Raw genomic sequence first — 12,965 nt, 5'->3', positions numbered from 1 at the left:
GTCTTCCCATCCTTTGTTACAAAATAGAAGCTCGGTGTTATACGAATGCTGTCATAGGGATCAAACATATTCCCTTTGGTTTTAAAGTCGAACTTGAAATGATACCCCGTCTTGATCGCTACATTCTTATATCCTTGTAGCGGATGACTTCCCGGACGGATTACCGTCGTAAATATCTCCTTGTTGCCCCGAGGTTCTCCATCGATCCCTTTTGTACCAATCCAGTAGGAAACTCCTGTCGGAGCACTGCTTCCTACCTGCCTCCGGAATACTTTCTCCCAGTTGTAATCGGCGATATCCGTAATTCGAAAATCATATAATCGTCCGATGACCTCAACGGAAACCTCATCGCTAGCCAAGTGATGGATTAAATCCAGGTTTGCATCCTGCTCGTCTTGATTCTTATAGTCACTCGGTGCGTTCTCGGCAACATTACGGAAATACACCTGATAATCTCCTTCGTCTACCCACACAGGCAAATAAAATGTGGTATCCAGCTGATTTACAGGAATGTCAATCCAGGTATTTCTCGGAATGAACTGGGTACGTCTTTCGTTATACACATCAAAAGGAAACAGGACCTGCTTCGTTCGGAAGTACTTCGCGTAGTCCCGGTCTCCGTAGCCCGGATAATTGGTGTGCTGGCCGTTCGTTGGGATTCGAACCGTGAATGGCCGTTCTAGAATAAAGGCGGCTCGGTCATAGTTCGGATTCGTCTTCTGGTTGTGTGGCCAGTCATCCGTGACGGAAGAATAGTTAACAACAGGAGTATGAACCGTAACGGTGTTGATCTCGTAGATCGGGAATTCTTGATCACTGCCACCGTTAATGTTGCCAGGCATCAGACTATAAATAATAGTCCCCTTGCTGGTCGTATTCGCCCGATTGAGCTTATTGCTGCTAATCATATGATTAGGACTGTATAATACATCCTCATCAATTTCCGTAGGTGCTGGGATACTGCCAGGTGTAGGACCCGTTTCCTCGACTCGATCTCCATTCATGATGTTCTGGCTATTGAAATCCAGAGCATCATTGGTAACCTCGACTTTACCTACGGCCTCCTCAGCATAACTCTTCAAGTCTTCATTCGGTGGAGATGGTTCGGTCTTTCCTCCATCTTTACTATCTCCCGGTGCTTCAACAACACCTGGATCTTCCGGTGGATAATAATCACCTGTTTGCTCTGCATCGAAATCTGGTTCGTGATATCCTTCCGGATAAATAGTTATCTTCTCGCCGGGTAAAGCATAATTCTCAAGTACGCCTTGCTGAATCTTATATACTTCTAAATTATCAATAACCCAATACGAGTAAGGGCGTTCAATGACATGAGTCTGAGAAACCGTTTCTTGTTTCGACTGTGGATCTGGAACCGTTTCCTCCTTACCATTCACCGTGACTTTCTTTCCAGGGTCCCATGTTAAGGTCCACTCTTTCTCCACCTGCACTGTAAAGTTACAGACACCTGTCATATTTACAAACTCATTCTGATAGAGATATTCTCTAGCAAAAACATTCCCATACAGACTCTCAGATGTTGGTATACCTTGCAATACATCAAACGGTTCGTTACCTCGCTTATCCGCCTTGATCATGGCCGTCACCACAGGATCCATGAACTTTCCGGACATGACTGTGCCTGGTGTCGGTTCTGTACAGGTAGGTGGGGGTAGTTCTTCACATCCGGGCTTTCCTGGACTACATATCTCCCCATCCTCTTCAACTGTAACTTCAATGGTCGCCGTTAGCTCATATCCATAATCTAATTTCGGATCAGCTTCATCTTTCTTCCAAACGGCAGTGATTTTTGCAGTACCCTTTTTCTTACCTATAATTTTCCCGCTACGCCCAACAAGGTCCACGACCGCCTTGTTATCTGAATTCCAATTAGATCCTGTCGAAACGTTAACTGGTGTTCCATATTCGGTTTGTCCTTCATTTATCGTCGCAACAGCAGCCGTGAGGTTGGTTTCTTCTCCTACTTTTAACTTCGTTTTCCCTGTAAGAGTTATCTTTTTCTGTTCTACTACATCCCCTCTCCAAAAAATATTTATAGGGGTATAGTATCCAAAAACGTGTTTAGTCCAAGGTAAAAAACATCCGCAACTATCACTCCAAGCCTTATTTCCTGTGTCTTCGTTTTTAAATTCTTTATACTGATCCGAATTTGGGATTTTTCCGGTTTCCGAAGTGATCATTACAGCTGTTTTTAAGTCGGTGATATCAAGAGCTGTAATCAATGAGTCTTTACCTTGCCGTTTATCAATAGTTTCAACCTTAACAATAATAGGACTTGTCATCTTATTTTTACTAACAGGTGTCCCTTGATAATCTGCATATCCATGTGGTTCGTACAAAGGATTATTTCTCATTTCGATTTTATCTACTACCGTTGCTACACCTGGATAAGGATCGTTAGAGGTCCCTACATTATCTGTATGTACGACCCCACCTTCTGCACGATAACTATCCGCTCGAAATTTCCCACTATCGAGTTGATACCAATAAACACCAGGATTAGAATCTCGCATACCTTCAACTGTGTATATCCTTTTTTGGTGAGCTGTTGGTCCTTTTTCCGGTATATATTTCGGTGGTCCCAAAGGCAACTTATCTTTCTCATCTATAGTGGTAACGGTGATTGGCTTTCCTGTAACTGTGTTTTGTCCGATGAATATAGAGACACAGATTAACATACTAAGAAGAACAATATATTTCTTCATAATTATTTCCTCTAATCATTCTTTAAGATTGCGGTATTGAAAATCTAACATATGTGTTATTCCTTCCCATTTCGCCGCCATTTTGTCTATCTGTCCATTCTCTATTTAGATAAGTATGCATCCAGAATCTACGAGGTACATCTTTTTTAAAAAATCCTATTTTCAAGAAATCATCGGATTCTGGCAATGCAATGATTCCAAACTTAGTTAAAGTATTACTTTTGAATCCCCTTCCTTGTGTGAAATTATAAAGGGTAGACGTAGGGAAAGCTGCATTACTGAGAGAGGTATTGTCACTAGGAACCACAGTAGATTCTAAAAATACATTGTAATAATCTTTATCAATTGGCCAAGAAAAATCCTTACCTATAAACATTTTTGCATAGAGGTTTCTAGCATTTCCTTTAGCGACTACATCAGCTACGATCATTCTATGAACTGTCATTTCTCCACGTTTATACATCATGATGTATGGTTTATTAGCAATCCTATCGAAACTAGTGAATTTTTTGGTATCTGCATATTGACCATACACATGTGGAGTAGCCGTAGTCAGATTTGTCCCCGTCAAACCAACTTCACGCATTTCATTTAAGTCTCTAAAAGAGCTTGCCTGCTTCTTCTGCACTTGATCCAATCTGGCAAGAATTACAGCAACCTCAGCTCTCGTTGTCGTCTTACTTGGACCGAAGCTTCCGTCAGGATATCCTGCCATTAAACCAGTTCCTAACACTACAGAGACGTAAGGATAATCTGATTTATTCAAGCCGCCTTTATGGTATTCGGCAACGGGCACTAATGTATTTTGGGTATCGGATAAAGCCTGCTTAAAATCAGCTTTGCTTGCCGCTAACCCAGAAGCCATCCACTTTGCCATTTCTTTTCTTGTGAGAGAGGTTCCTGGCTTAAATCCGTTAGGATAATCACCTTTTGAAATGTAACCCATACCCATTGCTTTCACGATGGCAGACTCGGCCCAATGCCCCTCGGTGTCTGAAAAAGAACCAACCCCATCTAATACTTTATTGTTCGATATCCGCGCCATCAGGGCAGCGAACTCCGCTCTTGTGATATTGGAATTTGGACGAAAGGTGCCGTCGGCATAGCCCTTAAAGTAACCTTTATTCACGGCGTTCTCTATGGATTGTTGGGCCCAGTGGTTGGTAGGAACGTCCTTGAATTTAACTGCGGCATCCACAGGCTCCGCACCATAGAATCCGAATATCCCCCCAAAAGCTAATGCTCCAGCAAGTGCGCTCTTTATGACAAGCTTCATATGTAATTCACTCCCGTTAGTTGTTATTAACTATATCGTTGTTTATACCTTGTTTACTGCATTGAATTGCCTAAATTCTAGTTATGATGGTCTAACCTGATGTAAGTCCTCCTTTCCTATTATCAGCAGAAAAATACAACTTTTTTCCCAACACTATCAATATTTTACCATTAAATTCTTGGATAAGGTAGGTAAATAGTATTATTCCTTTCAAAAAAAGTGTTTTTATGACAAATAACTAGGAGGACTTCGACATTTTCAATGTCATAATTTCTTGTATTTGAGCGCATACGGATATTACAGGGGTTAAATGTATAATTGGTTGGGGTGAAGGGTTCTTTCGACATTGGATAGCCACACAAAAAAACCTTGAAAGGCATTAGCCAATCAGGGTTCACCAAAACTATTAAATCATCAAATACAAGACCAAAACTACCTAAACACTAGATTAACCCCTTTCCCTAAGTGATGAATTATAAAGCACATATATACTCAAAATAGCGGCCATACTCTTCTCATTCTATACATCATTTTATGTGTTTATATTATGACAGTCATATTTAAGAAATCTGCGGGAAAGCGAAGATAACAAAAACAGGTCAATCATGGTGGTATCTGACCATAATCGACCTGTTCATTGTAACGCAATAGTGTTATTTAGGTGATAATTTTAAAGCATCTGATGTGCGTACAAATAAAGTGGTGAAATCTTCACACAGGTATTACACGGGTTATATGTGTTATTGGTTGAATATTAAATTAATTCTTCACACCCCTCCAAAAAAGAAACCCTGAAAGGCATGGAAGCCGATCAAGGCCAATATAGAACTTAATTAATTGTTGCCCACTGATAAAAAGTTTTTAGTATCTCCTCAAGATTTCCTGGACCTCCCGCACCAGTAAAACATCCATCCTGTATTTTACAATAAATCCAGTCCTCATCGGTTCGATCTAATTGAACTACATCCATCTGTTTATTCTCCATCTCCGTCCCACCCAAACTTATCGCAACATGCCACCCGGGATTGTCAATGGAGGTAATTCTAATACCACCGCCATGCTCCCAATCTCCATCACACTGTGAAGCGTACCACTCTTGCAACCATCTTAAAATCTCCACTCTTTACACTCCTCAAGGCTTCCCTGGAATTTCCCAAGGATACGGTTTTCTTACTCCTCCTGGTATTTTGGGGTCATTAACGTGAGGGGTATCTACCATTTCGCCAGTTTGTTTATTAAAGTGTCCTGCTCCCTTACCATCATATCTCTCCCCAGGAGTAAATGGATTTGGATTTCTTGGATCAGATTTATTCCATCTCTGCCAATTTGTTATCTCTCCTGTTTGAGGGTCACGTTTAAAAGTTGAATGTTCACCTGTTGCATCAGGGTCATATTTCATATTGTTTTTGCTCTTGCCCCCACCAGCTTTAGGTGTACCTGCATTACCCGTCCCCTCAGTATTCTTATCTCCCCCATTAGGACACTTAAATAACCCCAGCGGATCAATAAAGCTCACCGGGTCTCCGTTGACATAAGCATAGCGATTAAACATTTGCCCGTCTAGCACGTCTCCGCGTATCACATCTCGGTTAATAAATCGCTTAATCATCGGATCATAATAGCGTGCCCGCATGTAGTACAGGCCATTGGTATCGGTCATGACACCGTCACGACCATTGTAGCAGAACGGTTGGTGTGTTGGTCCTTCGTGATTCTCAAGCTCTCCATATATTCCATACTTATAGCGGTCGGTCACTTTACTGTGTTCATCGGACAGTAAAGTCGTGCTTCCCCGCATATCGCTGTGGTAACTGAGGTATTGGCCGCTGGCATCTTCTCGCCCAATCAGCCCTAGGCCATATACATAACGTGCTTTCACTTCTCCGGTGTGGTCGATCTCTATCAGGACTCGGCTAAGCTCCTGCGATTCATCGATGACATACCGGGTGCTCTTGCCCGGATGGTCTGCTCAATACGGTGGCCGTGAGCGTTGTACCGGTAGCGGTGTTTTCCGGTCTGAATCAGGCGGTTCCTTGCATCATATTCATAAGCGGCCATGCTCTCGCCGTCTGTCATGTAGAGCAGGTTGCCGCACGTATCCATTTCGACAGGGAAATCTCCAAGCCGCTGGATACGGTTATCTGACGTATAGTGCAGAGAAGAGGCGGTATTCTCCTTGTTATCTGCAACCTCCGTGATGTTCTCTGCCAAGTCATACGTATACTGGATTCTTCGGCCCGGCCACGAGCCGACCATCACGTCCATTGTAGCAGAACGGCTGGTGCGTTAGTCCTTCGTGATTCTTCGAGTTCACCGAAATTCCGTACGTATATCAGTCCTTGACTTTACCATTCTCATCGGACAGTAAAGTCGTACTTCCCCGCATATCACTGTGGTAGCTTAGGTATTGGCCGTTGGCATCTTCTCGGCCGATCAGCCCTAGGCCATATACATAACGTGCTTTCACTTCTCCGTTATGGTCAATTTCCATCAGAAAGCGGCTGAGCTCTTGAGACTCGTCAAGGACATAGCGGGTGCTCTTCCCCCGGATGAGCTGCTCAATACGGTGGCCTTGAGCATTATACCGATAGCGATGCTTTCCAGTCTGGATCAGGCGGTTCCTTGCATCATACTCATAGGCGGCCATGCTCTCGCCGTCTGTCATGTACAGCAGGTTGCCGTCGGCATCCATTTCAACTGGGAAATCTCCAAGCCGCTGGATACGGTTGTCTGAGGTATAGTGCAAAGATGCGGCGGTATGCACCTTGTTATCTGCAATCTCCGTAATATTCCCTGCCAGGTCATATGCATACTGGATTCTTCGGCCTGGCCAGGAGCCGTTCGTTAAGCGACGCAAGCCATCGTAGGTGTACTGCTTCTCTTCTTCTTGGATCAGCAGACCGCTCTTGTTGTACAGATAATTATGCTGTTGTAGACGGATGCCATGCCTATCATTGTCTGTAAGGCGCTCCAGTCTGCCTGCTGCATCATAGCTCCGCTCCTCCCGGCTTCCGTTCGGACGCTTCGTTTCAATGAGCTTGCCGCTTGCATCATAACGGTAGCGGGTTAAGCGGCCTTTCCAGTCCTTGACCTCCGCCAGTTCTCCAGCAGCATTATAACGGTATTCCACCTGCTGTCCGTCCGGATACGTTAGGGTAGTCAAACGGCCTGCTTCATCATAGGTATATTACAGCTCTCCACATTGTGGACAAATTTCTTTACTTTGCTGAACCAACCTCTCACTATCAGTAGTCTTTCTATCCATCGTGATAGTTGAAATAACCACCTATTGAAGTACAATCCGCTACAGACGGTATAGATTTGAAAAACTTAGAGAAAGCGAAGATAACAAAAAACAGATAAATCATGGTGGTGTCTGACCATAATCAACCTGTTTGATGTATCGGAATAGTGATATTTAGGTTATAAAATTAAAGCATTTGATGTGCGTACATCAGAAATGGATAAATCTTTGTACGGGTATTACATGAGTTACATTTGTTATTGGTTGAATGATGGATTCATTCGGCACTGGCCTCCTCTGCCTCGGAATAAAGGACGGTTATCCAATGGATAACCGTCCTTATCTTATGAGTCTGTACTGACTAGATTCTACCTAATGCTCTATCAGCTTCTATTTGAAGTTGTAACGTTCTAGTTCCCATGTATTTCTGTGCAGTCCCTAGAATCGATCTATCATTTCCGAGCATTTCCAATACCGTGATTGAAAAAATGTTCTTTAAGTGAGCATCTTCGTCATTAGATACTTCTTCAAAATATTTAAAAATACTTTCTAACAAATTGATATTTCTTTCCTCACTTAATAGTTTAATTATTTCAGGCATGAAGATGTCCTCAATTATGATAGTTTCTAGAACCTCGCCATAATTCGCGATTGATTTTCTATACGCATCATCAGCTGACGGTAAGAAATCTAACATTGTTCTCAAGAATTCTTCCGATTTTTTATTCATAACCACTTAGCCCCTCTATTTAAACAGTCTTATTGCATTCCCTAAATCATCTCTTAATGCATCAAGTATATCTAAGTCATTAAGGCCAAGTTTCCCTGATTTCGCTAGATCATTTAACTGCCTTACCCGGTCCTGCGCTTTTTGTAGATGCGTTGAAGTCCCTCGTAAAACTCCTTTCTTAGTATAGAAGCAGTTCCGCCATCTCCAACTATTGCACCTGGCCTATAAAGTTCATTTACTATTTTTCGAAAATCTCCATTTTGAACAGCAGATAACAATTTTTCTCTAGTAGAACCAGTAAATTCGGGCATTTTGTCTAAAAGATTAGTAACTTCATTTACAGTTTTATCCGTTCCCTCAGTCTTATCTCCGCCAAACTTACCTTTCTCTAACCCCAACGGGTCAATAATAATAGAGAAACCCTGAATAAACAAAAGCTACTCAAGGTTTCTTGTACTCAAAAACAGTTATCTAAATTTGACGTCCATTTTCAATCAACTATTTAATTCTCACAAATTAGATATTCAATAAAAACACACTATTCATAACATTCACCAAAATTCTCTATTAACTCACTAATTATTTCTACAGGAGTAATACCTGTTTCCGGCAGAGAGTCTAATACTCTTCCAAATTCCATCAGCAGTTGCTCCTTATCTGCCCCAAACTCTTCATCAAAGGATAGATATTTATAGTACAATACAAAGTCTCTTGCTTCGTGAATTTTCGACCTAAAAGTTAGCTTTTTACTCATATCATCCACACCTTATCATATTTTTTTTCAATTCATTCTTTTTTTCGAGGTACCAATGGAAAATGAGATGATTTTTCTGGTTTATCATGATTTATAAAAACGCGATGTTGGTTTGTTGGGGTCCCGTTCGTGCTAATATTTCCGTCATATTCTTTTTTATAAACAGTAACTCCTTTTTGTCCGTTAACTGGGTCTGCATACTTTGTTTCTACCACATCTGGTCTTTTCATAGTGTCTTCCACTATTCTCTTCACATCAACGTCCCTGCCATATTGCGTTTTTCCTGGTGTGGACAATTGGTTGGGATTATATATATGTTTTTGAGCATGTTCCGTAATATAGTTCTTCGGATCACTTCCTGCATGAGGTTTTCTAGGAACTGGAGATCCACTATTACCCTTAGAAGCAAACAATTGCAAGTCCAACTTATACTTAAGTTCTTTCTTACCGTTAGTGTCCTCTCCACCAAACTTACCTTTCTCTAACCCCAACGGATCAATAAAGCTCACCGGATTTCCGTTGACATAAGCATAGCGATTAAACGTTTGTCCGTCCAGCACGTCTCCGCGTATCACATCACGGTTAATAAACCGCTTAATCTTCGGATCGTAATAACGTGCTCGCATGTAGTACAAGCCGTTGCTATCTGTCATGACACCATCACGTCCATTGTAGCAGAACGGCTGGTGCGTTAGTCCTTCGTGATTCTCGAGTTCACCGTAAATTCCGTACGTATATCGGTCCGTGACTTTACCATGTTCATTGGACAGTAAAGTTGTACTTCCCCGCATATCGCTGTGGTAGCTCAGGTATTGGCCGTTGGCATCTTCTCGGCCGATCAACCCTAGACCATATACATAACGTGCTTTCACTTCTCCGGTGTGGTCAATTTCCATCAGAAGGCGGCTGAGTTCCTGCGATTCATCGATGACATAGCGGGTGCTCTTGCCTCGAATGGTTTGCTCGATGCGGTGGCCTTGAGCATTATACCGGTAGCGATGCTTTCCAGTCTGGATCAGACGGTTTCTTGCATCGTATTCATAGGCGGACATACTCTCACCGTTCGTCATGTACAGCAGGTTGCCGTCGGCATCCATTTCAACTGGGAATTCTCCAAGCCGCTGGATACGGTTGTCTGAGGTATAGTGCAGGGATTCAGCGGCGGTATGTACCTTGTTATCTGCAATTTCCGTAATATTCCCTGCTAGGTCGTACGCATACTGGATTCTTCGTCCCGGCCAGGAGCCGTTCGTTAAGCGACGCAAGCCATCGTAGGTGTACTGCTTTTCTTCTTCCTGGATTAGCAGACCGCTCTTATTGTACAGATAATTATACTGCTGCAGGCGAATGCCATGCCTATCATTGTCTGTAAGGCGCTCCAGTCTGCCCGCTGCATCATAGCTTCGTTCTTCTCGGCTTCCGTTTGGACGCTTCGTTTCAATGAGCTTGCCGCTTGCATCATAACGGTAGCGGGTCAAGCGGCCTTTCCAGTCCTTGACCTCCGCCAGTTCGCCAGCGGCATTATAACGGTATTCCACCTGCTGTCCGTCCGGATACGTTAGGATAGTCATTCGGCCAGCTTCATCATAGGTATATTGTAGCTTGTTCCCGAAGGTATCAATGCTGGAGATCAGGTCACCGATTTCGTTATAGTGATACTCGGTCTGTGCTTCGCCTTCAGTAATGTTCGTCGTGTGACCATCTATATTGTAATCCAGTTGAACCGTGCCAGCCTCGTCAATCGACTCGATTAATCGTCCGCTCGCATCGTAGCGATACTCCGTAGCTTGTCCTCTGCCGTTGACTTTCTGGGAGAGCCAGCCGCGTTCATCATAGGCATATTGAAGCGCTCCACCGGCAGCATTAATCTCTCGGATCAGCTTCCCGCTGCGGTCATATTTTAGCTCCGTCCGATTCTGGTTCGCATCAATATATGCCGTCTGGCGATGCTCTCCATCAAACTCCTGACGGTACGCTGCCAGATCTTTTTCCGTCCCGTTTACCAATTCGGCTTGAACGACTTCCACTAAGCGATAGAGCGAATCATACCGATAGCGCTGGGATAATCCTTCCGCATCCACTTCCTCTTCCACTTGATGCAAGGCATTGAAGCGTCGTTTGGTTACATTTCCGAGTCCATCCTTCAAGGCAATTGGCCGGCCTGCTTCATCATAGGTTAGTTCGCTAACAAGTCGTCCTTCGCCATCCATGACGGACGAAAGTCTTCCGGCGCCATCATAGCTATAGTGCATGGTCCGGCCCAGCGGATCGGTCACGAGCGTTAATCGCCCGACTGGATCATAGCTCAAAATCGTTTCTTCGCCCAGCGCATTGCGCTCAGCGATCAAGCGGTTTTCTGCATCGTACGTAAAAGTGTTACTGTTTCCTAGCGCATCCGTCATTTGCTCAACCATACCATTCGCGTTATAGCGATATGTCGTGGTGGCTCCGGATGGGAGGGTTCTCTGGATTGGTCGGTCTGAGGCATCATACTGCGTCTGCCAGGTCCGATCCATGGCGTCCATCATCTGGCTGAGGTTATCGTTCCCATCATAGATCCGGCGTACGGTTCCGCCTAATGCATCGGTTAAGCCGCTCACTCGGCCAATACCGTCCAAGGTAATCGTGGTTTGACGCTGTTCCGGATCAATCAAGCTGTTCAGCTGGCCGCCTTCGTCATAGACATACTGCCAGACTGCTCCTTCGTAATCGCTGTAGACCTCAACCTGCCCTGACTCATTATACTGCCACTTGGCATGGCTTCCGTCCGGACGCTGGATTTCGCTGATGCGGTGTTGTTCATCATATATATATTTCACCGTGTTACCTGCTGCATCGGTTTCACTTTCAATTCGGTGATCCGCGGTATAGGTGTACTGCGTGCTGTTCCCTAATGGATCGATCTGCTCGATCAAATGTCCTTCATCATCGTATCGATAGCGAACGGTTTCGCCGAGCGGATTCGTTACCGACTCTTCTTGACCTCTGTCATTATACGTGAACCGGGTTACGCCACCGTCCTGAGCCTGAATTTCGATAAGCCGCAGGTCTTCATTATGTACAAGAACTTGCTGACCCCCGAGACGATTGGTGAGAGTCGTTACGATATGCCCCGGACGACTTTCTTCATCATAATGCAAGTATGCCGGAACCCCTAATGGATCGGTCTGTCGAATAATTCGAGCCTGATCATCGAATTCATTCTCAAACTGAATGACGCCTTCTTCCGCGAGGGTGACAATTCGGCCATTCGCGTCATGCGTCATCTCGGTTTTATATCCTTTGGCATCTGTGAACCGATGGAAGAATCCATTCGTATCATAGGCAAAGGAAACGATTCTTCCGTCTTCGTTGTCCCCATCCTGTATGCGTTCGACCTTGCCATCTGCTGTGTATGAAAAATGCAGCGTCCGCCCGGTCACTCGATCGGTTAGGCTGTGCAGTTGATCTTCTTCCTGATAGCTGAGATCTAGAGACAATCCGTCTACGTTGGTATGGCTTAATAGTTTACCACTCTCGTTAAAGCGGTAGCTTTCTCGAGGTGAACGGGTCTTTAGCACCCATTCTTCACCCTCCGTGTACAGCTCATCGAAGCAGACATCGACATCCCGGCTGCGATACATTCCTTCGCCAACACGCTCAAATCGGTTCTTTCGTCCAGCGGTCCAGCAAATATCTACGATCTCCTGCTGTTCTTCAATCTCCAGCCGAAGCTCGTAGTTATGAGACCAAGCCACTCCGAGCTGTCCCGGCTGAAGCAAGCCGGAGTTATACATAATCTTCACCGGCCATGCCGCCGCTCCATTTAGCGTAATCGCCGTATGATGGATGAACTGGAAACCCGTTGCCGCATGAATCGGATCTTCAACGCGGCTCTCGGTTCTTGATTTGGATACGTCCTGCTTTTGCACGGCTTCGGGGGAGATTGAATTAGAGCCTTGCTTGTTGGAAGGCACCTTATCATCCATCTTCGAGGCTTTACTAGCATCCGCCATTTTCCCGACTCCCTCTGCCGTCTTGTCGCCTTGCTTGGCTGCAAGGGCCGCTGCTCCTAGGGCTCCAGCCGCGCCACCGCCACCTGCCACGGCTTGTGTAGCGCTGTCTGCATCGATCGAACCGCTTGGGCGCGTTGCACCACCATCCCCATCCGCCACGGTTTTATCCGTCTTGTTCGCACGTGGATTCACTTCAGAGACGGTGTCATCTATATTGGATTCCCCTGGCTTCTTCCCCGG

At 44.6% G+C, this 12,965-nt stretch carries 10 protein-coding genes; all 10 read right to left on the bottom strand.

The window, feature by feature from the left end; genetic code table 11:
• Positions 1-2,726, bottom strand: a 2,726-nt coding sequence (locus AC3WJJ_RS25490; protein ID WP_492544920.1) for a DUF5704 domain-containing protein, incomplete at its 3' end; no start/stop codon positions are given.
• Between the two features lie 22 nt (positions 2,727-2,748).
• Positions 2,749-4,002 (bottom strand): S-layer homology domain-containing protein, encoded by a 1,254-nt coding sequence (locus tag AC3WJJ_RS25485; RefSeq protein ID WP_492544918.1) that lies wholly within the window; start codon positions 4,000-4,002, stop codon positions 2,749-2,751.
• A gap of 829 nt (positions 4,003-4,831) precedes the next feature.
• A complete protein-coding gene (locus tag AC3WJJ_RS25480) occupies positions 4,832-5,122 on the bottom strand; it encodes an immunity 53 family protein (protein WP_492544916.1) in 291 nt (96 codons plus the stop codon).
• A 12-nt stretch (positions 5,123-5,134) separates the two neighbouring features.
• Complete coding sequence (locus AC3WJJ_RS25475; protein WP_492544914.1) at positions 5,135-5,881, bottom strand: RHS repeat-associated core domain-containing protein; 747 nt, start codon at positions 5,879-5,881, stop codon at positions 5,135-5,137.
• Positions 5,882-5,904: 23 nt separating this feature from the next.
• Positions 5,905-6,258, bottom strand: coding sequence for a hypothetical protein (locus AC3WJJ_RS25470; protein ID WP_492544922.1), 354 nt, complete (start codon positions 6,256-6,258; stop codon positions 5,905-5,907).
• A gap of 76 nt (positions 6,259-6,334) precedes the next feature.
• Positions 6,335-7,165, bottom strand: coding sequence for a hypothetical protein (locus tag AC3WJJ_RS25465; protein ID WP_492544912.1), 831 nt, complete (start codon positions 7,163-7,165; stop codon positions 6,335-6,337).
• Between the two features lie 442 nt (positions 7,166-7,607).
• A complete protein-coding gene (locus AC3WJJ_RS25460) occupies positions 7,608-7,976 on the bottom strand; it encodes a DUF7674 family protein (RefSeq protein WP_492544910.1) in 369 nt (122 codons plus the stop codon).
• Between the two features lie 122 nt (positions 7,977-8,098).
• Entirely contained in the window at positions 8,099-8,410 is a 312-nt protein-coding gene (locus tag AC3WJJ_RS25455) for a hypothetical protein (protein WP_492544908.1), read from the bottom strand.
• A 104-nt stretch (positions 8,411-8,514) separates the two neighbouring features.
• Positions 8,515-8,730 (bottom strand): hypothetical protein, encoded by a 216-nt coding sequence (locus AC3WJJ_RS25450; protein ID WP_492544906.1) that lies wholly within the window; start codon positions 8,728-8,730, stop codon positions 8,515-8,517.
• Positions 8,731-8,762: 32 nt separating this feature from the next.
• Positions 8,763-12,965: RHS repeat-associated core domain-containing protein (locus AC3WJJ_RS25445; RefSeq protein ID WP_492544904.1), on the bottom strand; the 4,203-nt coding region annotated here is incomplete at its 5' end.

The sequence above is a fragment of the Paenibacillus sp. FW507-14B1B genome (assembly GCF_058781425.1).
This window is presented reverse-complemented; position numbering and strand designations above follow the sequence as displayed.